This is a genomic window from Mycobacterium sp. pW045, from assembly GCF_041287085.1.
Lineage (GTDB): Bacteria > Actinomycetota > Actinomycetes > Mycobacteriales > Mycobacteriaceae > Mycobacterium > Mycobacterium algericum_A.
In genome coordinates, this window is sequence record NZ_JBGGKU010000019.1 from 1 (window position 1) to 24,068 (window position 24,068).

Genomic DNA, 24,068 nt, shown 5'->3' on the forward strand with positions numbered 1-24,068 from the left:
TCACCCGCGGCCGCCCAAAGAAAAAATCCGAACCCTAAACGAGGGTTCGGACTATTCCGATGTCCTGAGACATCACACTGGTGCCCCCGGCAGGATTCGAACCTGCGGCCTTCTGCTCCGGAGGCAGACGCTCTATCCCCTGAGCTACGGGGGCGCACGAACTACGGGCGCCAAAGTGGGCTCCGACAGACTAACGCATAAAACCGAGACCCCAAGAACCGGACGGATTCGGGTCCTGACCACGCAAGACCCTAGGATGGACCTCCGTGACCCCCGCCGATCTGGCCGAATTGCTCAAGACCACCGCCGCCGCGGTGCTGGCCGAGCACGACCTGGACCCCGCCGCGCTGCCCGCGGCGGTCACCGTCGAGCGGCCGCGCAACCCCGAGCACGGTGATTACGCCACCAACCTGGCCCTGCAGCTGGGCAAAAAGGTCGGCGTCAACCCCCGTGAGCTGGCCGGCTGGCTGGCCGCCGCGCTGGCGCGCGCCGACGGGATCGCCTCGGCCGACACCGCCGGTCCCGGCTTCGTCAACATCCGCCTGGACGCCTCGGCGCAGGGCACCATCGTGGCCAACATCATCGCCGCCGGCGCCGGCTACGGCCACTCCCAGGAGTTCGACGGCCTCAACGTCAACCTGGAGTTCGTCTCGGCCAACCCCACCGGTCCCATCCACATCGGCGGTACCCGCTGGGCGGCGGTCGGTGACGCGCTGGGCCGGCTGCTTTCCACCCAGGGAGCGGCGGTCACCCGTGAGTACTACTTCAACGACCACGGCGCCCAGATCGACCGGTTCGCCGACTCGCTGATCGCCGCCGCCAAGGGCGAACCCGCCCCCGAGGACGGCTACGCCGGCGCCTACATCACCGACATCGCGGCGCAGATCCAGGCCAAGGCGCCAGATGCGCTCCACAGCCCCGACGCGCAGGAGACGTTCCGCGCGATCGGCGTCGACCTGATGTTCAGCCACATCAAGGAGTCGCTGCACGAATTCGGCACCGACTTCGACGTCTACACCCACGAAGACTCGATGCACACCTCCGGCCGCGTCGAGCAGGCCATCGAACGGCTGCGCGCCAACGACAACATCTACGAAAAAGACGGCGCCACCTGGCTGCGCACCAGCGCCTACGGTGACGACAAAGACCGCGTCGTGATCAAGAGCGACGGCAAACCCGCCTACATCGCCGGCGATTTGGCCTACTACCTGGACAAGCGCGAGCGCGGCTTCAACCTGTGTATCTACATGCTCGGCGCCGACCACCACGGCTACATCGCCCGACTCAAGGCCGCCGCGGCCGCCTTCGGCGACGACCCGGCCACCGTCGAGGTCTTGATCGGCCAGATGGTCAACCTGGTCCGCGACGGCCAGCCGGTCAAGATGAGCAAGCGCGCCGGGACCGTCATCACCCTCGACGACCTGGTCGAGGCCATCGGCGTGGACGCCGCCCGCTACAGCCTGATCCGTTCCTCGGTGGACACCCCGATCGACATCGACCTGGCGCTGTGGTCGTCGGCCAGCAACGAGAACCCGGTCTACTACGTGCAATACGCGCATGCCCGGCTGTCCGCGCTGGCCCGCAACGCCGCCGAGCTCGGCATGAGTCCGGACACCGCCCACCTCGGACTGCTCACCCACGACAAGGAGGGCACGCTGATCCGCAACCTGGGGGAGTTCCCCCGGGTGCTGAAAACCGCTGCCGCGCTGCGTGAACCGCACCGGGTGTGCCGCTACCTGGAAGACCTCGCCGGTGACTATCACCGGTTCTACGACAGCTGCCGGGTGCTGCCGCAGGGCGACGAGCAGCCGGGCGATCTGCACACCGCGCGGTTGGCGCTGTGTCAGGCCACCCGCCAGGTGATCGCCAACGGGCTGGGTATTCTCGGCGTGAGCGCACCGGAGCGAATGTGAACGTCCATCCCGCAGGGCCCCGTCACGCCGAGGAGATCCACCACGACGGTCTGCCGCCGCGGCCGCAGACCTCCCAGGAACTGCTGGAGCTGGCGTCGAATGTGTGGCCCCGCAACACTGTTCGAGAAAGTGACGGCCAGGTGAGCATCGCCGGAGTGAAGGTGACCGACCTGGCCGCCGAATACGGCACCCCGCTGTTCGTCATCGACGAGGACGACTTCCGGAGCCGCTGCCGTGAGATCGCGCAGGCGTTCGGTGGCGGCGACCATGTGCACTACGCCGCCAAGGCGTTCCTGTGCAGCGAGATCGCCCGGTGGATCGACCAGGAAGGGCTGGGCCTGGACGTCGCCACCGGCGGCGAGCTGGCCGTCGCGCTGCACGCGGGGTTCCCCGCCCAGCGAATCACGATGCACGGCAACAACAAATCGGTCGCGGAGCTGCAGGCCGCGGTCGAAGCCGGGGTCGGTCACATCGTGCTCGACTCGATGATCGAGATCGAACGCCTCGACGCGATCGCCGCGGCAGCCGGTGTCGTGCAGGACGTGCTGGTGCGAGTCACCGTCGGCGTGGAGGCGCACACCCACGAGTTCATCTCGACCGCCCACGAAGACCAGAAGTTCGGCTTGTCGCTGGCCAGCCACGCCGCGATGGACGCCGTCAGAAAGGTTTTCGCCACCGACCATCTGCGCCTGGTGGGCCTGCACAGCCACATCGGTTCGCAGATCTTCGACGTCGCCGGCTTCGAGCTGGCCGCCCACCGGGTCATCGGCCTGCTGCGCGACGTGGTCGCTGAATTCGGTGTCGACAAGACCGCGCAACTGTCGGTCATCGACCTGGGCGGCGGGCTGGGCATCTCCTACCTGCCGCAGGACGATCCGCCCCCGATGGACGAGCTCGCCGGCAAGCTCGCCGCGATCGTGCGCGACGAATCAGCCGCCGTCGGCCTGCCGACCCCGCAGCTGGTCGTCGAGCCCGGCCGGGCGATCGCCGGGCCCGGCACCATCACGCTCTACGAGGTCGGCACCGTCAAAGACGTCGACATCAGCGCCACCGCTCGCCGCCGCTACGTCAGTGTCGACGGCGGGATGAGCGACAACATCCGTCCCGCGCTCTACGACGCGCACTATGACGTCCGGCTGGTGTCGCGCGGCGGCACCGCCCAACCGGTGCCGGCGCGCGTCGTCGGCAAACACTGCGAGACCGGCGACATCATCGTCCGCGACACCTGGGTCCCCGAGGACCTGATTCCCGGTGACCTGATCGCCGTGGCCGCCACCGGCGCCTACTGCTACTCGATGTCCAGCCGCTACAACCTGCTCACCCGTCCGGCGGTGGTGACGGTGCGCGACGGGAAGGCCCGCCTTATGCTGCGCCGGGAAACCGTCGATGACCTGATCAGCCTGGAGGTGAATTAAGGATGTCCGATGCGAATGTTCCCGTGAACCCGGTGGGTGTCGCTGTCCTGGGACTCGGCAACGTCGGCAGCGAAGTCGTCCGGATCCTCGAGGCCAGCGCCGATGACCTCGCCGCCCGGATCGGTGCGCCGCTGGTGCTGCGCGGCATCGGGGTGCGCCGGGTGGCGGATGACCGGGGAGTGCCCGTCGAACTGCTCACCGACGACGTCGATGCCCTGGTGTCACGCAGCGACGTCGACATCGTCGTGGAACTGATGGGCCCGGTCGAGCCGGCCCGCAACGCGATCCTGTCGGCGATCAAACACGGCAAGTCGGTCATCACCGCCAACAAGGCCCTGCTGTCACGGTCCACCGGCGAGCTGGCCGAGGCCGCCGAGACCGCGCGCGTGGACATGTACTTCGAGGCCAGCGTCGCCGGCGCGATCCCGGTGATCCGGCCGCTGACCCAGTCGCTGGCCGGTGACACCGTGCTGCGGGTGGCCGGTATCGTCAACGGCACCACCAACTACATCCTGTCCGAGATGGACTCCACCGGCGCCGACTACGCCAGCGCACTGGCCGATGCGAGCGCACTGGGCTACGCCGAGGCCGACCCCACCGCCGACGTGGAGGGCTACGACGCCGCCGCCAAGGCCGCGATCCTGGCCTCGATCGCCTTCCACACCCGGGTGACCGCCGACGACGTCTACCGCGAGGGCATCACCAACATCACCCCCGAGGACGCCGCCGCGGCGCGCGCGCTGGGATGCACCATCAAACTGCTGGCCATCTGCGAACGCATCTCCGGCCGCGACGGCCAGCAGCGGGTCTCGGCGCGGGTCTACCCGGCGCTGGTGCCGCTGGAGCACCCGCTGGCCACCGTCAACGGCGCCTTCAATGCCGTGGTGGTCGAGGCTGAGGCGGCCGGCCGGCTGATGTTCTACGGGCAGGGCGCCGGCGGTTCCCCGACCGCCTCGGCGGTGTTGGGAGACCTGGTGATGGCGGCCCGCAACCGGGTGCAGGGCGGTCGCGGACCGCGTGAGTCCAAATACGCCCAACTGGCCATCGCGCCGATCGGCGATGTCCAGACCCGCTACTACGTGAGCATGGACGTCGCCGACAAGCCGGGCGTGCTGGCAACGGTCGCATCCGAGTTCGCCGCCCATGAGGTGAGCATCGCCGAAGTGCGCCAGGAAGGCGTGACCGACGACGAAGGCCAACTGATCGGTGCCCGGATCGTGGTGGTCACCCACCGCGCCGCCGAATCGGCGCTGTCGGAAACCGTTGCGGCGCTGGCAGAACTGGATGCGGTACAGCAGGTCGCCAGCGTGCTACGACTGGAAGGAACAGATCAGTGAGCTCCACTCGGACGGCGGTCCACCAGCCCTGGCCCGGCCTGATCGGCGCCTACCGCGACCGGCTTCCCGTCGGCGACGACTGGACACCGATCACGCTGCACGAGGGCGGCACCCCGCTGATCCACGCCAAGCGGATCTCCGAACAGCTCGGCTGCACGGTGCACCTCAAGGTGGAGGGGCTCAACCCCACCGGTTCGTTCAAGGACCGGGGTATGACGATGGCAGTCACCGACGCGGTGGCCCGCGGCCAGCAGGTGGTGCTGTGCGCCTCGACCGGCAACACCTCCGCGTCGGCGGCGGCCTACGCCGCGCGGGCCGGCATCACCTGTGCGGTGCTCATCCCGCAGGGCAAGATCGCGATGGGCAAGCTGGCACAGGCGGTCATGCACGGCGCCAAGATCATTCAGATCGACGGCAACTTCGACGACTGCCTGGAGCTGGCCCGCAAGATGGCCACCGACTTCCCGACCATCTCGCTGGTGAACTCGGTGAACCCGGTGCGCATCGAAGGCCAGAAAACCGCGGCGTTCGAGATCGTCGACGCGCTGGGCACCGCCCCCGACATCCACTCGCTGCCGGTCGGCAACGCCGGCAACATCACCGCGTACTGGAAGGGCTACCGCGAGTACTACGCCGACGGCCTGACCGACAAGCTGCCCAAGATGCTCGGGACGCAGGCCGCCGGCGCGGCGCCGCTGGTGCTCGGTGAGCCGGTCAAGAACCCCGAGACCGTCGCCACCGCGATCCGCATCGGCTCGCCGGCATCCTGGACCCAGGCTGTCGAAGCGCAGGTGGATTCCGGTGGGCGGTTCCTGGCCGCCACCGACGAGGAGATTCTGGCCGCCTACCACCTGGTGGCCGAGTCCGAGGGTGTCTTCGTGGAGCCGGCGTCGGCGGCCAGCATCGCCGGGCTGCTCAAGTCGGTCGAAGACGGCTGGGTGCCGCGCGGTTCGACCGTCGTATGCACCGTGACCGGAAACGGGCTCAAGGATCCCGACACCGCGCTGCGCGACCTGCCCGAGGTCACCGCGGTTCCCGTCGACGCGGCCACCGTCGTCGCCGAGTTGGGGCTGGCCTAGTGGTTCAACTGTTACCGGCTGGGTTGACGACCAGCGTCGCGGTGGCGGCGTCGAGCGCCAACCTGGGCCCCGGCTTCGACAGCCTCGGGCTGGCGCTGGGGCTTTACGACGAGATCATCGTCGAGACGGTCGACTCCGGGCTGGTAGTGCACGTCGAGGGGGAGGGCGCCGGTCAGGTCCCACTGTCCTCGGATCACCTTGTGGTGCAAAGTATCCGGCGCGGGCTTGGGGAAGTCGGCGTCGACGTTCCCGGGATGGTGGTGCGCTGCCGCAACGCCATCCCGCACCAGCGTGGACTGGGCTCGTCCGCGGCCGCGGTAGTCGGCGGTTTGGCTGCGGTCAACGGCCTTGTCGCGCAAGTCGATCGGACCGGGCTGTCGGAATCCCGCTTGGTCCAGCTGGCATCGGAGTTCGAGGGCCACCCCGACAACGCCGCCGCTGCCGTGCTGGGTGGCGCGGTGGTCTCCTGGACCGCGGACCGCGCCGACGGCAGTGGGACCGCCTATTCGGCGGTGCCGTTGCGGTTGCACCCCGATATCCACCTGTTCCCGGGGATACCGCAGCTTCGTTCGTCGACCGCCGAGACGCGCATGCTGCTGCCCGAACAGGTCAGCCACCGCGATGCCCGATTCAATGTCAGTCGCGCCGCGCTGCTGGTGGTGGCACTGACCGAGCGGCCCGATCTGCTGCTGGAGGCAACCGAGGACCTGCTGCACCAGCCCCAGCGCGCCGCGGCGCAGCCTGAGTCCGCGCAGTACCTGCAACTGCTGCGGCAGCACGGCATCGCCGGCGTGCTGTCCGGTGCCGGGCCCGCGGTGATCGCGCTGAGCACCGCACCCGAGCTTCCCGCTGAGGTGCTTGAGGCGCCGGCGGCGCGTGGGTTCGCTGTGACGCAGCTGCGTGTGGGTGATGCGGTCAAGTGGAATTCCGGCGTCGTGGTGCCCGGTTGAGGCACGCCACGCAGTATTTGTTGCGCGAGCCACTCAAGGCGGCTATCCTCGGTCCCGTCCCGCATTCGCGGCATCAGCACCTGACTCAGACTGCGATGTCACTGGGACGCCACCAAATTCTTCTCGTAGCTGACGGCTCGCGATTTGACGCTGTCGATACGGGTATCACCGTTAAAACAGTCGACGGTGACACGCACTCGGCGGTTCCGCTGGATGCACCCAACCCCTCGCGTGACAAAACCGACGAGGGAAGAAAGGAAATCCGTGACCGAAACGGACCTCTTCACGGCTGAAGGCAGCACCGGACAGGCTTCGCTGTCGACCTCTCAGAGCGCCTCCCCGACCTCGGGCCCGGGCGCTTCGGAGGCCTCCGGTGCCAGCACGCAGGCCGCCGGCGACGACACCGCGGTGTCGGCCTCCCAAGCCACCTCGACGCCCGCCACCAGCGACTCTGCGTCCGCCGTGGCACCGGACAACGGTGCTGCAACCGCTGCGGAACCGTCGTTGTCTGCGATGGTGCTGCCCGAGCTGCGCGCGCTGGCCAACCGCGTCGGCGTCAAAGGCGCCTCCGGCATGCGCAAGAGCGAGCTGATCGCCGCGATCCGCGAAGTCGGCGGCAACGGCGGCGGCAACGGGGGTAGTGGCGGCAACGGGGGGAGCGGCAGCGACGCTGCCGAGGCACCCGCCGCCGAGGCGCCCGCGAACGGCGCCCCCGTCGGCGAAGAGCCTGCCGCACCCGAGGCCACCGAAACCGGCGGGTCCGGCGAGGCCACCGAGGCGCCGCCTCGTCGTGAACGGCGCGGCGCCAGCCGCGCGACCGGCGCACCCGCCGCCGACGGGGCAGACCAGGACAAGGGCGAGCCCCGTAAGCAGGGCGAGGCCACCAAGCAGCGCGACGGCAACAAGCAGGACAAACAGGACAAGCCCGAGGAGAAGGCCGAGCAGACCGGTGGCCGCGGCGACGGCGCCAAGTCCGACGACGCCGCTGGGGGCAAGGGCGATCAGGCCAAGGGCGACCAGGGCAAAGGCGACCAGAGCAAGGGCGATCAGGGCAGGGGCGACGAGCAGAACCGCGGCCAGCAGGGCCAGCAGAACGCCGATGACGACGACGGGCGCGGCGGTCGGCGCGGCCGCCGGTTCCGTGACCGGCGGCGCCGGGGCGAACGCGGCGGTGAAGGCGGCGACACCGAGCTGCGCGAGGACGACGTCGTCCAGCCGGTGGCCGGCATCCTCGACGTGCTGGACAACTACGCGTTCGTGCGCACCTCCGGCTACCTGGCCGGCCCGAATGACGTCTACGTCTCGATGAACATGGTCCGCAAGAACGGGCTGCGCCGCGGCGACGCGGTGACCGGCGCCGTGCGGGTGCCCCGCGACGGCGAGCAGCCCAACCAACGGCAGAAGTTCAACCCGCTGGTGCGGTTGGACTCCGTCAACGGCGGGCCCGTCGAGGACGCCAAGAAGCGCCCCGAATTCTCCAAGCTGACCCCGCTGTACCCCAACCAGCGGCTGCGTTTGGAGACCTCGAGCGAGAAGCTGACCACCCGTGTCATCGACCTGATCATGCCGATCGGCAAGGGGCAGCGCGCGCTGATCGTGTCGCCGCCCAAGGCCGGTAAGACCACGATCATGCAGGACATCGCCAACGCGATCACCCGCAACAACCCGGAGTGCCACCTGATGGTGGTGCTGGTCGACGAGCGGCCCGAGGAAGTCACCGACATGCAGCGCTCGGTCAAGGGTGAGGTCATCGCCTCCACCTTCGACCGGCCGCCGTCGGATCACACCCAGGCCGCCGAACTGGCTATCGAGCGGGCCAAGCGCCTGGTCGAGCAGGGCAAGGACGTCGTGGTGCTGCTGGATTCGATCACCCGACTGGGGCGGGCCTACAACAACGCCTCCCCGGCGTCGGGCCGCATCCTGTCCGGTGGTGTGGACTCCACCGCGCTCTACCCGCCCAAGCGGTTCCTGGGCGCCGCGCGCAACATCGAGGACGGCGGCTCGCTGACCATCATCGCCACCGCGATGGTCGAAACCGGGTCCACCGGTGACACGGTGATCTTCGAGGAGTTCAAGGGCACCGGCAACGCCGAGCTCAAGCTGGACCGCAAGATCGCCGAGCGCCGGGTGTTCCCGGCCGTCGACGTCAACCCCTCCGGCACCCGCAAGGACGAGCTGCTGCTCTCGCCGGACGAGTTCGCGATCGTGCACAAGCTGCGCCGGTTGCTGTCGGGGCTGGACTCGCATCAGGCCATCGACCTGCTCATGAGCCAGCTGCGCAAGACCAAGAACAACTACGAGTTCCTGGTCCAGGTCTCCAAGACCACGCCGGGAATGGACAACGACTGACCCGCCGCACCCTGCTGACATTGCGGTCAGGGTCGTGATTGCGATGCGACCACAGCCCGAGCGGCAATCTCAGCGGGGACCCCAGCCCGCGGGCCGGCCCCGCGGAATGCGCATGACCCTCCCGGCGTTTTGGGGGAGTGCCAGCGCAGCTGGCATAATCGAACACCTCAGGTTCCGGTTCACGTCCAGCCCACGGGCGGGGCGACCCGGCGACCCACGATCGAAGAGGACACCATGAAAACTGGCATTCACCCGACCTACGGCGAGACCACCGTGGTCTGCGGTTGCGGCAACAGCTTCACCACCCGCAGCACCAAGGAGAGCGGCCACATCGTGGTCGAGGTCTGCTCGCAGTGCCACCCGTTCTACACCGGCAAGCAGAAGATCCTGGACAGCGGTGGCCGGGTCGCCCGCTTCGAGAAACGCTACGGCAAGCGCAAGGCCGCAGCCGACGCAGCGGAATCCGCCGACAAGTAGCTTCCTCACCGACGCCCGGAACGTGCCAGCACGTCGCCCGGGCGTCGGCTTGCGTTCGGGGATGGAGGTGAGATGACCCGCAGCATGCAGGCGATCGATGCCCTGCTGGCCGAACACGCCGCGCTGGAAACTCAGCTCGCCGACCCCGAACTGCACAACGATCCGGTCGAGGCCCGCCGGGCCGGCCGCCGGTTTGCCCAACTGGCGCCGATCATCGCCACCCACCGCAAGCTCGAGTCGGCCCGCGGTGACCTGGAAGCCGCTCGCGAACTCGCCGCCGACGACGCGTCGTTCGCCGCGGAGGTGCCCGAGCTCGAAGCCCGGGTCGCCGAACTGGACACCACGCTCACCGACATGCTCGCGCCACGCGACCCCCACGACGCCGACGACATCGTGCTCGAGGTCAAATCCGGCGAGGGCGGCGAGGAGTCGGCGCTGTTCGCCGCCGACCTGGCCCGGATGTACATCCGCTACGCAGAGCGCCACGGGTGGAAGGTGACGGTGCTCGACGAGACCACGTCGGATCTCGGCGGCTACAAGGACGCCACGATCACCATCGCCAGCAAGGGCGACAGCGCCGACGGTGTGTGGTCGAAGATGAAGTTCGAGGGCGGCGTCCACCGGGTCCAGCGCGTGCCGGTCACCGAGTCGCAGGGCCGCGTCCACACCTCGGCGGCCGGGGTGCTGGTCTACCCCGAGCCCGAAGAGATCGCCGAAGTGGCCATCGACGAGTCGGACCTGCGCATCGACGTCTACCGGTCCTCCGGCAAGGGCGGCCAGGGGGTCAACACCACCGACTCCGCGGTGCGCCTCACCCACCTGCCGACCGGGATCGTCGTGACGTGCCAGAACGAGCGGTCCCAGCTGCAGAACAAGGCCCGCGCACTGCAGGTGCTGGCGGCCCGGCTGCAGGCACTCGCCGAGGAACAGGCACAGGCTGACGCCTCGGCCGACCGGGCCAGCCAGATCCGTACCGTGGACCGCAGCGAGCGCATCCGCACCTACAACTTCCCGGAGAACCGGATCACCGACCACCGCATCGGCTACAAGGCGCACAACCTCGACCAGGTTCTCGACGGGGATCTTGACGCGATGTTCGACGCGCTGGCCGCCGCCGACAAAGAAACCCGGTTGCAGGGGACGTCGTGAATCTCCGGGACGCGATCGACTCTGCTGCTGCGCTTTTCGTCGATGCCGGAATCGAGTCGGCCCGCTACGACGCCGAAGAACTCGCCGCTCATGCCGCCGGTACGCAACGCGGCCGGCTGGCGCTGCTGGACCCACCCGACGACGAGTTCTTCGGGCGCTACCGGGAACTGGTCGCCGCCCGCAGTTCCCGGATCCCGTTGCAGCACCTGATCGGGACCGCGGCGTTCGGCCCGGAGACGCTGCAGGTCGGGCCCGGCGTGTTCATCCCGCGACCGGAAACCGAGGCGATGCTCGAATGGGCGCTGGCGCAACCACTTCGCCTGCGCCCGGTGATCGTCGACGCCTGTACCGGCTCCGGTGCCCTGGCGATCGCATTGTCCCGCGCACGGCCCGGTGCCCGAGTACTCGCGGTCGACGACTCCGAGTCGGCACTGAACTACGCCCGGGGCAACTGTGCAGATACGCCGGTGGAGTTGCTCCGCGCCGATGTCACCACTCCGGGTGTGCTCGCGGAACTGGACGGTCAAGTCGATCTGGTGGTCGCCAACCCGCCCTATATCCCCGAGGGCACGGAACTGGAACCCGAGGTGGCCCAGCATGATCCGTCGCACGCACTGTTCGGCGGCCCGGACGGCATGTCGGTGATCACGCCGCTGGCCGTCCTGGCCGCCCGGCTGCTGCGCACCGGCGGCCTGTTCGCCGTCGAGCACGACGACACCACGTCGGCGGCCACGATCGAAACTGTGCGCGGCACCGGTTGCTTCGACGAGGTGATAGCAAGATCGGACCTGACCGGACGGCCGCGGTTTGTGACGGCGGTCAGGAACGATCAACGATGACAGAGGTTTTCGACTGCGCCGATGCGGCCCAGCGTGCGGCGGGGATCGCCGCCGCGATCGACGCCGTCCGCGGCGGCCGATTGGCGGTGCTGCCCACCGATACCGTCTACGGCGTCGGTGCCGACGCCTTCAACGTCGCCGGGGTGACCGCGCTGCTGGCGGCCAAGCGGCGCGGTCGCGACATGCCGGTGGGCGTGCTGGTCGGCTCGTGGCACTCCATTGACGGGTTGGCCCTGGTGGTGCCCGACACCGCCCGCGAGCTGATCCGCGCATTCTGGCCGGGCGCGCTCAGCGTGATCGTCAACCAGGCGCCGTCACTGCACTGGGACCTCGGCGACGCCCGCGGCACCGTCATGGTGCGCATGCCACTGCACCCGGTGGCCCTGGAAGTGCTCACAGCCGTGGGCCCCATGGCGGTGTCCAGCGCCAACGTCTCCGGTGGCGCGCCGGCCGTGGACGCCGCAGCAGCGCGCCGGCAACTCGGCGAGACCGTGGAGGTCTACCTCGACGCGGGCGCCGCCGAACAGGGCGAAGCCTCCACGATCGTCGACCTGACCGGACCCGCACCGCGCATCGTGCGCACCGGCCCGGTCTCGGCCGAGCAGGTCGGTGCGGTGCTGGGGCAGGACCCGGCGGCGCTGACGGGGACGCCGTGACCAGCCTGCTGGCGCTGGCCGACCGGGGTGCCGGCGTACCGCTGCGGGAACTCGCGCTGGTCGGCTTGACCGCCGCGATCATCACCTACTTCAGCACCGGGCCGGTCCGCTGGCTGGCCACCCGGATCGGTGCGGTCGCCTACCCGCGCGAACGCGACGTGCATGTGCAGCCGACGCCGCGGATGGGCGGGCTGGCGATGTACGTCGGCATCGTCGCCGCGATCTTCCTGGCATCGCAGCTGCCCGCGCTGACCCGCGGCTTCGTCTACTCCACCGGCATGCCGGCGGTGGTGCTGGCCGGCGGGGTGATCATGGGCATCGGCCTGCTCGACGACAAATGGGGCCTGGACGCGCTGACCAAGTTCGCCGGCCAGATCACCGCCGCCAGCGTGCTGGTCACCATGGGCGTCGCGTGGAGTGTGCTCTATATCCCGATCGGCGGCGTCGGCACCGTGGTGCTCGATCAGGTCTCATCGATCCTGCTCACCCTGGCGCTGACGGTCTCGATCGTCAACGCGATGAACTTCGTGGACGGGCTCGACGGCTTGGCCGCCGGCCTCGGATTGATCACCGCGCTGGCGATCTGCATGTTCTCGGTCGGCGTGCTGCAAGACCACGGTGGCGACGTGCTGTTCTACCCGCCCGCGTTGATCTCGGTGGTACTGGCCGGGGCCTGCCTGGGATTTCTCCCACACAATTTCAGCCCCGCGAAGATTTTCATGGGCGACTCGGGATCCATGCTGATCGGTCTGATGCTGGCCGCGGCGTCGACTACCGCCGCCGGCCCGATCTCGCAAACCGCCTACGGCGCCCGCGACGTCTTCGGTCTGCTGGCGCCGTTCCTGCTGGTAGCGGCCGTGGTCTGCGTACCCGCGTTGGATGTGCTGCTGGCGATCATCCGTCGCACCCGTGCCGGACGCAGCCCGTTCAGCCCGGACAAGATGCATCTGCACCACCGGCTGCTGCAGATCGGTCACACCGAGCGCCGCGTGGTGTTGCTGATCTACTTGTGGACGGCGATCGTCGCCTTCGGCGCGGCCGGAACCATCTTCTTCGACCCGCGCTACACCGGGGCGGTGATGCTGGGTGCGATGCTCATCGCGATTGTCGTTACGCTCATCCCGCTGCTGCGTCGCGGTGACGGACTGGAGAACAGCCCCTACGACACGCGGTAGTAGCACCGTCTAAGATGGTGTTGTAGGTGGTTCCGCAGCGCGATCGGGCATCCGATACGCTCGGCGGGCAACTTCACGACAGTGATGCAGAGCAAGTCGAGATTGGGGTGAGGCGGTGACGACACCAGCGCAGGACGCGCCGTTGGTGTTGCCGTCGGTGGTATTCCAGCCGATTCGGCTGCTGCTCATTTGCATTGCGCTGACCGCGGTGGCGACGTTGGCCGCGGCCGGGCTCGGTCATGTGATGTTCGGGGCGTTCTTCGGCTTCGGGCTGGCCCTCGGATTGGTCAACGCGCTGCTGATTCGCCGCTCGGTTCAGTCGATCACCGCCCAAGACCACCCGCTGAAATCGAAGATGGCCATGAACTCCGCGACCCGCCTGCTGGTCATCACGGTCGTCGGTCTGGTCGTCGCCTACCTGTTCCGCCCCCAGGGCCTGGGTGTGCTGTTCGGGCTGGCACTGTTCGAGGTTCTCTTGGTGGCTACCACCGCACTGCCGGTGATGAAGAAGCTGCGCAGCGAGGCAGCGGCCGGCTCAGATGCTCTTGGCACGGAAGGGACTGCACAGTAGCGATGATCGAGACCACCCTGGCCGAGGCCGCGATCGAAGTCGGCCACCACGAGACCGCCGTCTGGCCGGTGCTCGGGACCGTCAACGTCGACACGATTACCTCCAGCGCGATCGCCGCTGTGGTCGTCATCGCGTTGGCGTTCTATCTGCGGGCCAAGGTCACCTCGACCGGGGTTCCCGGCGGTGTCCAGTTGTTCTTCGAGGCGATCACCGTTCAGATGCGCAATCAGATCGAGGGTGCGATCGGCATGCGGATCGCCCCGTTCGTGTTGCCGCTGGCGGTGACCATCTTCGTGTTCATCCTGGTGTCCAACTGGATGGGCGTGTTCCCCGTGCAGTACTCGGATGCCTCCGGCACCAAGGAACTTTTCGCCCCGCCGGCCTCCGACATCAACTACGTGTTGGCGTTGGCCATGTTCGTGTTCTTCTGCTACCACCTGGCCGGGTTCTGGCGCCGCGGCTTCCTGGGCCACCCGTGGCGGGTGCTCAAGGGGCACGTGGCCATCCTGGCTCCGATCAACCTGGTCGAGGAGATCGCCAAGCCGGTTTCGCTGTCGCTGCGACTTTTCGGCAACATCTTCGCCGGCGGCATCCTGGTCGCCCTGATCGCGATGTTCCCGCCCTACATCATGTGGGCGCCCAACGCGATATGGAAAGCGTTCGACTTGTTCGTCGGTCTGATCCAGGCCTTCATCTTCGCGTTGCTGACCATCTTGTACTTCTCGCAGGCGATGGAGATGGACGAACATGCAGACCATTAGTAACCAGCAAGCCTGACACCACATCAAAGACCTGGTAGAGAACTACCAGCTAGCAAGGAGGAAAAGTATGGACCCCACAATCGCGGCCGGCGCCCTCATCGGCGGTGGCCTCATCATGGCCGGTGGCGCGATCGGTGCCGGTATCGGTGACGGCATCGCGGGTAACGCCCTGATCTCCGGAATCGCCCGGCAGCCCGAGGCGCAGGGCCGGTTGTTCACCCCGTTCTTCATCACCGTCGGTCTGGTCGAGGCGGCCTACTTCATCAACCTCGCGTTCATGGCGCTGTTCGTCTTCGCCACTCCGGTCGGTTAGTCCGCTCCTATGGGTGACATGAGCGTCGTCGTCCTGGCCGCGACCCGCCAGGTCGCCGCGGGGGCTGAGGAAGGCGAGTCCGCCAACTTCCTGCTTCCCAACGGCACCTTCTTCGTCGTGCTGGGCATTTTCTTGGTCGTGCTCGGTGTGATCGGCACCTTCGTGGTGCCGCCGATCATGAGGGTGTTGCGGGAGCGCGACAACATGGTCACCAAGACTCTCGCCGACAACCGGGAGTCAGCCGAGCAGTTCGCGGCCGCCGAGGCCGACTACGAGAAGCAGATGGCGGCCGCGCGTCTGGAGGCGACGACGGTGCGCGACGAGGCTCGAGCCGAGGGCCGCAAGGCCATCGACGAGCAGCGGTCGGCGGCGGAGGCGGAGGTGGCAACCACGTTGCAGGCCGCCACCGAGCAACTCAAGCAGGAAGGCGATGCGGTGAGTGAGCAGTTGCAGGCCCGGGTGGCGACCCTGTCAGCCACACTGGCCGGTCGGATTCTCGGCGTCGAGGCCGAGACACTCTCCGCGGCGAACACGGGGCGGTAGCAACAAAGATGTCGACATTCATCGGGCAGCTGGTCGGCTTTGCCGTCATCGTCTGGCTGCTGGTCAAGTTCGTGGTTCCGCCGGTGCGCCGGCTGATGGCGGATCAGCAGGAGTCGGTGCGTCGGCAGTTGGAGGAGGCCGCTGCGGCCGCCGCCCGGCTGACCGAGGCCGGCCAGGCGCACGCCACCGCGATCGCCAACGCTGAGACCGAGTCCCAGCGGGTGACCGCCGAAGCCCGCACCGACGCTGAGCGGATCGCTGAGCAACTGCGCGGCCAGGCCGGCGTCGAAGCGGAGCGGGTCAAGTCCGCCGGCGGCCAGCAGGTGGGCCTGATGCGTGCACAGCTGATTCGCGAACTGCGTGCCGGCCTCGGGGCCGAAGCGGTCCAGCGGGCGGCCGAGCTGGTTCGCGACTACGTCGCCGACCCGCAACGCCAGGCCGCCACCGTCGACCGGTTCCTCGACGAGCTCGACGCGATGGCGCCGAAGTCGGTCGAGGTCGAGTCACCGATCCTGGCCCGCATGCGCTCCGCCAGCCGGGAGGCCCTCAAGGGCCTGCTCGACAAGTTCGACAAGGTGGCAGGCGGCCTCGACGAGCAGGGGTTGACCACGCTGGCCAGTGACCTCACCGCGGTTGCCGAGGTGTTGGAGCGCGAGGCCGTGGTGACACGGCACCTGACGGTTCCGACCGAAGACCCCGCTCCGAAGGTTCGCCTGGTGCAGCGATTGTTCTCCGGCAAGATCGGTGATCCGGCCCTGTCGCTGGTCTCCGACGCCGCCTCGGCCCGCTGGTCCAACGATGGCGACCTCATCGCGGCGGCCGAACACGTTGCGCGGCAGGCGCTGCTGCTGGCTGCCGAACGCGCGGACAGCCTCGACGAGGTGGAAGACCAGCTGTTCCGGTTCTCCCGCATCCTCGACGCCCAGCCCCAGCTGGACACGCTGCTCAGCGACACCGCAACGCCGGCCGCCGGCCGGGTCGGGCTGCTGCGCAACGTCATCGGTGGCGGCAGTGGTGCGAACTCGATCACCACCGCGCTGCTGGAGCAGACCGTCCAGCTGCTGCGCGGTCAGTCCGCGCATCAGGCGATCACCGAGCTCGCCCAGATCGCGGTGGCACGCCGCGGCGAAGTGGTGGCGCACGTCGGGGCGGCCGCCGAACTCAGCGACGCCCAGCGCTCCCGGCTCAACACCGTGCTGAGCCGGATCTACAGCCACCCGGTGCGCGTGCAGGTCGGTGTCGACTCCGAACTGTTGGGCGGGCTGGCGATCTCCGTCGGCGACGAGGTGATCGACGGGACGTTGTCCTCGCGCCTGGCCGCCGCAAAGACGCAATTGCCCGACTGACCAAAAACCTAGATCCATCACCAAGAGGCAGGAAGACGAAAAGCCATGGCAGAGTTGACAATCTCCGCTGACGACATTCAGGGGGCGATCGAGGAGTACGTGGGCTCCTTCAGCGCCGACACCGCGCGCGAGGAGGTCGGCACCGTCATCGACGCCGGCGACGGCATCGCACACGTCGAAGGCCTGCCTTCGGTCATGACTCAGGAGCTCCTCGAGTTCCCCGGCGGGGTGCTGGGCGTGGCCCTGAACCTCGACGAGCACAGCGTCGGTGCGGTGATCCTGGGCAACTTCGAGAACATCGAAGAGGGCCAGCAGGTCAAGCGCACCGGTGAGGTGCTCTCGGTGCCGGTGGGCGACGGCTTCCTCGGTCGCGTGGTCAACCCGCTGGGCCAGCCGATCGACGCCCGGGGCGAAATCGAGTCCGAGACCCGCCGTCCGCTGGAGATGCAGGCTCCCTCGGTGGTGCAGCGCCAAAGCGTGTCCGAGCCGCTGCAGACCGGGGTCAAGGCCGTCGACGCCATGACGCCGATCGGCCGCGGCCAGCGTCAGCTCATCATCGGCGACCGCAAGACCGGCAAGACCGCGCTCTGCGTCGACACGATCCTCAACCAGCGTCAGAACTGGGAGACCGGCGACCCCAAGCAGCAGGTCCGCTGCGTGTACGTCGCGATCGGCCAGAAGGGCACCACCATCGCCAGCGTGCGCCGCGCGCTGGAGGAGGGCGGCGCCATGGACTACACCACGATCGTCGCCGCCCCGGCGTCGGACTCCGCCGGCTTCAAATGGCTGGCGCCCTACACCGGTTCGGCGATCGCCCAGCACTGGATGTACCAGGGCAAGCACGTGCTGATCGTGTTCGACGACCTGACCAAACAGGCCGAGGCCTACCGCGCCATCTCGCTGCTGCTGCGCCGTCCGCCGGGCCGCGAGGCCTACCCGGGTGACGTGTTCTACCTGCACTCGCGGCTGCTGGAGCGTTGCGCGAAGCTCTCCGACGAGCTCGGCGGTGGTTCGCTGACCGGCCTGCCGATCATCGAGACCAAGGCCAACGACATCTCGGCCTACATCCCGACCAACGTCATCTCGATCACCGACGGCCAGTGCTTCCTGGAGAGCGACCTGTTCAACCAGGGTGTCCGGCCGGCCATCAACGTCGGTGTATCGGTGTCCCGCGTCGGTGGCGCCGCGCAGATCAAGGCCATGAAGGAAGTGGCCGGATCACTGCGGCTGGACCTGTCGCAATACCGCGAGCTGGAGGCCTTCGCGGCCTTCGCCTCCGACCTGGACGCCACCAGCAAGGCGCAGCTGGACCGCGGTGCCCGCCTGGTGGAGCTCCTCAAGCAGCCGCAGTTCGCGCCGATGCCCGTCGAGGAGCAGGTGGTCTCGATCTTCCTGGGCACCGAGGGGCACCTGGACTCGGTGCCGGTCGAGGACGTGAGCCGCTTTGAAAGCGAGCTGCTCGACCACATCCGGGCCTCCGAGGGCGAGCTGCTGAGCGGGATCCGCGAGTCCAAGAAACTCTCGGATGAGGCCAGCGAGAAGCTGGTCGAGGTCATCAAGCAGTTCAAGAAGGGCTTCGCGGCCACCGACGGCAGTTCGGTGGTGCCCGACGAACGCGTTGAGGCGCTCGACGAGGACCAGCTCGGCAAGGAAGCGGTGCAGGTCCGCAGGGCCGCGCCGGCGAAGAAGAAGTAGCTCCGCAATGGCAGCCACACTTCGGGAACTACGCGGGCGAATCCGCTCGGCCGGGTCGATCAAAAAGATCACCAAGGCCCAGGAGCTGATCGCCACCTCGCGTATCGGCCGCGCGCAAGCCCGGCTCGAAACGGCGCGGCCGTACGCCGACGAGATCACCCGGATGCTCACGACATTGGCCGCCGAGGCGGCCCTGGATCACCCCCTGCTGGTCGAGCGCGAGGAGCGCACGCGGGCGGGGGTGCTGGTGGTGTCGAGTGACCGCGGCCTGTGTGGCGGCTACAACGCCAACGTCTTCCGTCGCGCCGAGGAGCTGTTCGCACTGCTGCGCTCGGAGGGCAAGGAGCCGGTCCTCTACGTCGTGGGCCGAAAAGCACTGGCCTACTACGCGTTCCGGAACTGGGATATCACCGCCTCGTGGACCGGTTTCTCCGAGCAGCCGACGTACGAGAACGCCGCTGAGATCGCTTCGACGCTGGTCGACGCGTTCTTGTCCGGAGTCGACGACGAGGGCAACGACCCGGGCGCCGACGGGGTGCTGGGCGTCGACGAGTTGCACGTCGTGGCAACCGATTTCCGCTCGATGCTGTCGCAGTCGGCCGAAGCTCGCCGGATCGCACCGATGCTGGTGGAGTACGTCGGCGAGGAGAGCGGTCCGCGGACGCTGTACTCGTTCGAGCCGGACGCCACCACGCTGTTCGAATCGCTGCTGCCGCGGTACCTGACCACCCGCGTGTACGCGGCGCTGCTGGACTCGGCGGCATCGGAGCTGGCCTCACGCCAGCGCGCAATGAAGTCGGCGACCGACAACGCCGACGACTTGATCAAGGCGTTGACACTGGAGGCCAACCGCGAGCGCCAGGCCCAAATCACCCAGGAAATCAGCGAAATCGTCGGTGGTGCGAACGCCCTCGCCGACGCCGCCCGGTAAGCCCCCGCTAAGCACTAGGAAGCGAAGAAGATAATGACTGTTACCGCTGACAAGACAACCGCCGGCCGCGTGGTGCGCGTGACCGGCCCCGTCGTCGACGTCGAGTTCCCCCGGGGCGCGGTGCCCGAGCTGTTCAACGCGCTGCACGCCGACATCAGCTTCGAGGAGCTGGCCAAGACACTGACCCTCGAGGTCGCTCAGCACCTTGGCGACAACCTGGTGCGCTGCATCTCGATGCAGCCCACCGACGGCCTGGTGCGCGGCGTGGAGGTGACCGACACCGGTGCGGCGATCTCGGTGCCGGTCGGCCACGAGGTCAAGGGCCACGTGTTCAACGCGCTGGGCCACTGCCTGGACAAGCCCGGCTACGGCGAGGACTTCGAGCACTGGGGCATCCACCGCAAGCCGCCGGCCTTCAACGAGCTCGAACCGCGCACCGAGATGCTCGAGACCGGGCTGAAGGTCGTCGACCTGCTCACCCCGTACGTGCGGGGCGGCAAGATCGCCCTGTTCGGTGGTGCCGGTGTGGGCAAGACCGTGTTGATCCAGGAGATGATCAACCGCATCGCCCGCAACTTCGGTGGCACCTCGGTGTTCGCCGGCGTGGGTGAGCGCACCCGTGAGGGCAACGACCTGTGGGTCGAGCTCGAGGACGCCAACGTGCTCAAGGACACCGCCCTGGTGTTCGGTCAGATGGACGAGCCGCCGGGCACCCGTATGCGGGTGGCGCTGTCGGCGCTGACCATGGCCGAGTGGTTCCGCGACGAGGCCGGCCAGGACGTGCTGTTGTTCATCGACAACATCTTCCGGTTCACCCAGGCCGGCTCCGAGGTGTCGACCCTGCTGGGCCGGATGCCCTCCGCGGTGGGTTACCAGCCGACCCTGGCCGACGAGATGGGCGAGCTGCAGGAGCGGATCACCTCGACCCGCGGCCGGTCCATCACGTCGATGCAGGCCGTGTACGTGCCTGCCGACGACTACACCGACCCGGCGCCGGCCACCACGTTCGCGCACCTGGACGCCACCACCGAGCTTTCCCGTGCGGTGTTCTCCAAGGGCATCTTCCCGGCGGTGGACCCGCTGGCGTCGAGCTCGACCATTCTGGACCCCGCCGTCGTCGGCGACGACCACTACCGGGTCGCCCAGGAGGTCATCCGAATCCTGCAGCGTTACAAGGACCTGCAGGACATCATCGCGATCCTCGGTATCGACGAGCTGTCCGAGGAGGACAAGCAGCTGGTTAACCGAGCGCGGCGCATCGAGCGGTTCCTGAGCCAGAACATGATGGCAGCCGAGCAGTTCACCGGCCAGCCCGGCTCGACGGTGCCGCTCAAGGAGACCATCGAGGCCTTCGACCGGCTGACCAAGGGTGACTTCGACCACCTGCCCGAGCAGGCGTTCTTCCTGATCGGTGGTCTCGACGACCTGGCCAAGAAGGCCGAGAGCCTGGGCGCCAAGCTGTGACACGGAATCCTCTGACCGCGAAAGGCGGTGGGTAGTGGCAGAGATTGACGTCGAAATCGTTGCGGTCGACCGCAAGGTGTGGTCGGGCAAGGCGACGTTCATCTTCACCCGGACCACCGTCGGTGAGATCGGGATCTACCCGCGGCACATCCCGCTGGTCGCCGAACTCGTCGACGACGCGATGGTGAAGGTGGAGCGCCAGGACGAGGACGACCTGCGCATCGCGATCCACGGCGGGTTCCTGTCGGTCACCGAAGAAGGGGTGAGCATCCTCGCGGAGTCGGTGGACTTCGTCGAGGAGATCGACGAGGCGTCCGCCCGGCACGATGCGCAGTCCGGCGACCCCCGTACTGCGGCCAAGGGCCGTGCGCGGCTGCGCGCCCTGGGTGTCATCGATTAGCGGAGCGTGAACCGATGAGCACGCCCATGATCGGCATGGTCGTGCTCGTCGCCCTACTTCTCGGCGCGGTGCTGGCGCTGAGCTACCGGCTGTGGAAATTGCGCCAGGGCGGCACCGCGGCGATCATGCGCGACCTGCCGGCCGTAGGGGGACACGGTTGGCGCCACGGCGTGGTCCGTTATCGAGGCGGCGAAGCCGCGTTCTACCGGCTCTCGAGCGTACGGCTGTGGCCGGATCGCCGGCTGTCACGCCGCGGGGTGGACGTGGTGTCGCGGCGCGCGCCACGCGGCGACGAGTTCGACATCATGACCGATGAGATCGTGGTGCTGGAACTGCGCGACACCACCCAAGACCGTCGGGTGGGTTTCGAGATAGCGCTGGACCGCGGCGCCCGCACCGCATTTCTGTCCTGGCTGGAGGCGCGCCCGTCGCCCCGGTCCCGCCGTCACAGTTACTGATCTGACTGTTGATCTGACGGAATCGTTTGGCGGCGCCTACTTTTCGGGACGGTCGGTGCGATCGCCGCCCGGCTGCCACAGCACGTCACCGTCGGCGTTGGCCACCCGGCACAGTACGAACATCAAGTCCGACAACCGATTCAGGTATTTCGCCGGCAGCACCGACACGCCGTCGGGATGCGCCTCGACTGCCGCCCAAGCCGACCGCTCGGCCCGGCGCGCGGCAGTACGGGCGACGTGCAGCAGCGCCGACAGCGGCGAACCGCCGGGCAGGATGAACGAGTTCAACGCCGGCAGCGGCTCGTTGTATTCATCGCACCACGCCTCCACCCGATCGATGTAATCCTGGGTGATGCGCAGCGGCGGGTACTTGGGGTTCTCCACCACGGGAGTGGCCAGGTCGGCGCCGGCGTCGAATAGATCGTTCTGGATGCGCAGCAGCGTCGCGCTGACCGATTCGTTGGGTTTGCCCAGCGCAATCGCGACACCGATCGCGGCGTTGGCCTCCTCGACATCGGCGTAGGCCACCAGACGCGGGTCGGTCTTGGGAACCCGGGAGAAATCGCTCAACCCCGTGGTGCCGTCGTCGCCGGTGCGGGTGTACACACGGGTGATATGCACTGCCATGGCCCAAACCGTACCGGGCGCGACAACCGGTACGAGCCGGGCGGGCATCAGCGCCGGGATTGGGTCGGGGTTAGCGCCCAGTCGTCACTACACTGACGCGCGTGGGTGAGCGTTTCGTGGTTACCGGCGGCAACCGGCTGTCCGGGGAGGTGGCCGTCGGCGGCGCTAAGAACAGCGTCCTCAAACTGATGGCGGCGGCGCTGCTGGCCGAGGGCACCAGCACCATCACCAATTGCCCGGACATCCTCGACGTGCCGCTGATGGCCGAGGTGCTGCGCGGCCTGGGCGCCAACGTCGAGCTCGACGGGACCACCGTGCGGATCACCTCGCCCGACGAGCCCAAGTACGACGCCGACTTCGCCGCGGTCCGGCAGTTCCGGGCCTCGGTGTGTGTGCTGGGGCCGTTGGTGGGGCGCTGTCTGCGCGCGAAGGTCGCCTTGCCGGGTGGCGACGCGATCGGATCGCGACCGCTCGACATGCACCAGGCCGGCCTGCGTCAGCTGGGCGCCACCTGCAATATCGAGCACGGGTGTGTGGTCGCGCATGCCGAGGCGCTGCACGGCGCCGAGATCCAGTTGGAGTTTCCCTCGGTCGGCGCCACCGAGAACATCTTGATGGCGGCGGTGCTGGCCGAAGGCGTCACGACCATCCACAACGCGGCGCGCGAGCCCGACGTCGCCGACCTGTGCACCATGCTCAACCAGATGGGTGCGCAGATCGAGGGCGCGGGTTCGCCGACGCTGAAGATCACCGGGGTGCCGCGGCTTTACCCGACCGAACACGAGGTGATCGGGGACCGGATCGTTGCCGCAACCTGGGCCATCGCCGCGGTGATGACTCGCGGCGACATTGCGGTGACCGGGGTGGACCCGGCCCATTTGCAACTTGTGCTGCACAAGTTGCACGACGCCGGGGCGACCGTCACCCAGCACGACAACGGCTTCCGGGTGGTCCAGTACGACCGCCCGAAGGCCGTTAATGTCGCAACCTTGCCGTTCCCGGGGTTCCCGACCGATCTGCAGCCGATGGCGATCGGCCTGGCGGCGATCGCCGACGGAACGTCGATGATCACCGAGAACGTCTTCGAGGCGAGGTTCCGGTTCGTCGAGGAGATGATCCGGCTGGGCGCCGACGCCCGCACCGACGGACACCACGCGGTGGTGCGCGGCCTGCCGCAGCTCTCGAGTGCGCCGGTGTGGGCGTCCGACATCCGTGCCGGTGCCGGCCTGGTACTTGCGGGCCTGGTCGCAGACGGTGACACCGAAGTCCACGACGTCTACCACATCGATCGGGGGTACCCGTTGTTCGTGGAGTACCTGGCGGGTCTCGGCGCCGAAATCGAACGTGTAAGATAGGTGAGGCCGGCGCCCCGCAACGGGGATCGTCGAGCCGTCTGGAAGACCTTCTGGTAGCCCCGCAAAGTTCGGAGTTGACTCAACTCCGGGTACCGAGTAGAATGGCGAGGTTGCCTGAAAACCGGGCGTGTTGTTTGAGAACTCAATAGTGTGTTTGGTGGTTTTTGTTTGTTGTTGTTTTTGCCACATCCTTGGCGCCCCGTGTTGGGGGTGTGGTGTTGTTTTGTCGGTTTTTCGGAACTGATGTTTTCAGGATTGTTCTGAA

At 68.0% G+C, this 24,068-nt stretch carries 23 protein-coding genes and 1 tRNA gene; 22 read left to right on the plus strand and 2 right to left on the minus strand.

The window, feature by feature from the left end; translation table 11 throughout:
* Positions 1-78: 78 nt before the first annotated feature.
* Positions 79-154: transfer RNA gene (locus ACAG20_RS20855), tRNA-Arg, on the minus strand.
* 112 nt (positions 155-266) lie between these two features.
* On the opposite strand from ACAG20_RS20855, the gene argS reads away from it, so the two are divergent.
* The 21 genes from argS to ACAG20_RS20960 all read left to right on the plus strand — a co-directional run bounded on the left by argS (position 267) and on the right by ACAG20_RS20960 (position 21,821).
* Positions 267-1,913, plus strand: a complete 1,647-nt coding sequence (gene argS, locus ACAG20_RS20860) for an arginine--tRNA ligase (protein WP_370493978.1) — start codon at positions 267-269, stop codon at positions 1,911-1,913.
* Between the two features lie 50 nt (positions 1,914-1,963).
* A complete protein-coding gene (gene lysA / locus ACAG20_RS20865) occupies positions 1,964-3,328 on the plus strand; it encodes a diaminopimelate decarboxylase (RefSeq protein WP_370493993.1) in 1,365 nt (454 codons plus the stop codon).
* 2 nt (positions 3,329-3,330) lie between these two features.
* Positions 3,331-4,665, plus strand: coding sequence for a homoserine dehydrogenase (locus ACAG20_RS20870; RefSeq protein WP_112688795.1), 1,335 nt, complete (start codon positions 3,331-3,333; stop codon positions 4,663-4,665).
* The gene (gene thrC / locus ACAG20_RS20875) at positions 4,662-5,744 is read left to right on the plus strand and encodes a threonine synthase (RefSeq protein WP_370493979.1); all 1,083 of its coding nucleotides are present in this window, start codon (positions 4,662-4,664) and stop codon (positions 5,742-5,744) included. Before ACAG20_RS20870 ends, thrC begins: the two co-directional genes overlap by 4 nt.
* Positions 5,744-6,694 (plus strand): homoserine kinase, encoded by a 951-nt coding sequence (gene thrB / locus ACAG20_RS20880; protein WP_370493980.1) that lies wholly within the window; start codon positions 5,744-5,746, stop codon positions 6,692-6,694. The genes thrC and thrB overlap by 1 nt, the downstream gene beginning before the upstream one ends.
* Before the next feature lie 513 nt (positions 6,695-7,207).
* Entirely contained in the window at positions 7,208-9,043 is a 1,836-nt protein-coding gene (rho, locus tag ACAG20_RS20885) for a transcription termination factor Rho (RefSeq protein WP_370493994.1), read from the plus strand.
* 234 nt (positions 9,044-9,277) lie between these two features.
* Entirely contained in the window at positions 9,278-9,520 is a 243-nt protein-coding gene (rpmE, locus tag ACAG20_RS20890) for a 50S ribosomal protein L31 (protein ID WP_112687324.1), read from the plus strand.
* Between the two features lie 72 nt (positions 9,521-9,592).
* On the plus strand, positions 9,593-10,669 hold the full coding sequence (prfA, locus tag ACAG20_RS20895; protein WP_112687326.1) for a peptide chain release factor 1: 1,077 nt from the start codon (positions 9,593-9,595) through the stop codon (positions 10,667-10,669).
* On the plus strand, positions 10,666-11,508 hold the full coding sequence (gene prmC / locus ACAG20_RS20900; RefSeq protein WP_370493981.1) for a peptide chain release factor N(5)-glutamine methyltransferase: 843 nt from the start codon (positions 10,666-10,668) through the stop codon (positions 11,506-11,508). The genes prfA and prmC overlap by 4 nt, the downstream gene beginning before the upstream one ends.
* Positions 11,505-12,164 (plus strand): L-threonylcarbamoyladenylate synthase, encoded by a 660-nt coding sequence (locus ACAG20_RS20905; protein WP_370493982.1) that lies wholly within the window; start codon positions 11,505-11,507, stop codon positions 12,162-12,164. The genes prmC and ACAG20_RS20905 overlap by 4 nt, the downstream gene beginning before the upstream one ends.
* Positions 12,161-13,339, plus strand: a complete 1,179-nt coding sequence (locus ACAG20_RS20910; RefSeq protein WP_370493983.1) for a glycosyltransferase family 4 protein — start codon at positions 12,161-12,163, stop codon at positions 13,337-13,339. The genes ACAG20_RS20905 and ACAG20_RS20910 overlap by 4 nt, the downstream gene beginning before the upstream one ends.
* Positions 13,340-13,454: 115 nt before the next feature.
* Positions 13,455-13,910 (plus strand): ATP synthase subunit I, encoded by a 456-nt coding sequence (locus ACAG20_RS20915; protein WP_083038663.1) that lies wholly within the window; start codon positions 13,455-13,457, stop codon positions 13,908-13,910.
* Positions 13,911-13,912: 2 nt separating this feature from the next.
* The gene (atpB, locus tag ACAG20_RS20920) at positions 13,913-14,671 is read left to right on the plus strand and encodes a F0F1 ATP synthase subunit A (protein WP_370493984.1); all 759 of its coding nucleotides are present in this window, start codon (positions 13,913-13,915) and stop codon (positions 14,669-14,671) included.
* A 67-nt stretch (positions 14,672-14,738) separates the two neighbouring features.
* The gene (locus ACAG20_RS20925) at positions 14,739-14,984 is read left to right on the plus strand and encodes a F0F1 ATP synthase subunit C (RefSeq protein WP_011893196.1); all 246 of its coding nucleotides are present in this window, start codon (positions 14,739-14,741) and stop codon (positions 14,982-14,984) included.
* A gap of 9 nt (positions 14,985-14,993) precedes the next feature.
* Positions 14,994-15,527 carry a F0F1 ATP synthase subunit B gene (locus ACAG20_RS20930; RefSeq protein ID WP_370493985.1) on the plus strand — a complete coding sequence of 178 codons (534 nt, stop codon included), beginning with the start codon at positions 14,994-14,996 and terminating at the stop codon, positions 15,525-15,527.
* An 8-nt stretch (positions 15,528-15,535) separates the two neighbouring features.
* Positions 15,536-16,873, plus strand: coding sequence for a F0F1 ATP synthase subunit B/delta (locus tag ACAG20_RS20935; protein WP_370493986.1), 1,338 nt, complete (start codon positions 15,536-15,538; stop codon positions 16,871-16,873).
* A 45-nt stretch (positions 16,874-16,918) separates the two neighbouring features.
* Positions 16,919-18,568 (plus strand): F0F1 ATP synthase subunit alpha, encoded by a 1,650-nt coding sequence (gene atpA / locus ACAG20_RS20940; protein ID WP_370493987.1) that lies wholly within the window; start codon positions 16,919-16,921, stop codon positions 18,566-18,568.
* A gap of 7 nt (positions 18,569-18,575) precedes the next feature.
* A complete protein-coding gene (locus ACAG20_RS20945) occupies positions 18,576-19,499 on the plus strand; it encodes a F0F1 ATP synthase subunit gamma (RefSeq protein ID WP_370493988.1) in 924 nt (307 codons plus the stop codon).
* Positions 19,500-19,532: 33 nt separating this feature from the next.
* Positions 19,533-20,963, plus strand: coding sequence for a F0F1 ATP synthase subunit beta (atpD, locus tag ACAG20_RS20950; RefSeq protein WP_370493989.1), 1,431 nt, complete (start codon positions 19,533-19,535; stop codon positions 20,961-20,963).
* Positions 20,964-20,997: 34 nt separating this feature from the next.
* Positions 20,998-21,363: a F0F1 ATP synthase subunit epsilon gene (locus ACAG20_RS20955; RefSeq protein ID WP_370493990.1), complete on the plus strand. Its 366-nt coding sequence runs from the start codon at positions 20,998-21,000 to the stop codon at positions 21,361-21,363.
* 14 nt (positions 21,364-21,377) lie between these two features.
* Entirely contained in the window at positions 21,378-21,821 is a 444-nt protein-coding gene (locus ACAG20_RS20960; RefSeq protein WP_370493991.1) for a DUF2550 domain-containing protein, read from the plus strand.
* A gap of 36 nt (positions 21,822-21,857) precedes the next feature.
* On the opposite strand, the gene ACAG20_RS20965 is transcribed toward ACAG20_RS20960, so the two are convergent.
* Positions 21,858-22,448, minus strand: coding sequence for a cob(I)yrinic acid a,c-diamide adenosyltransferase (locus ACAG20_RS20965; RefSeq protein ID WP_370493992.1), 591 nt, complete (start codon positions 22,446-22,448; stop codon positions 21,858-21,860).
* A gap of 101 nt (positions 22,449-22,549) precedes the next feature.
* Between ACAG20_RS20965 and murA the strand changes: the two genes are divergently transcribed.
* Positions 22,550-23,803, plus strand: a complete 1,254-nt coding sequence (gene murA, locus ACAG20_RS20970) for a UDP-N-acetylglucosamine 1-carboxyvinyltransferase (protein ID WP_112687346.1) — start codon at positions 22,550-22,552, stop codon at positions 23,801-23,803.
* The last annotated feature ends 265 nt before the right edge of the window (positions 23,804-24,068 follow it).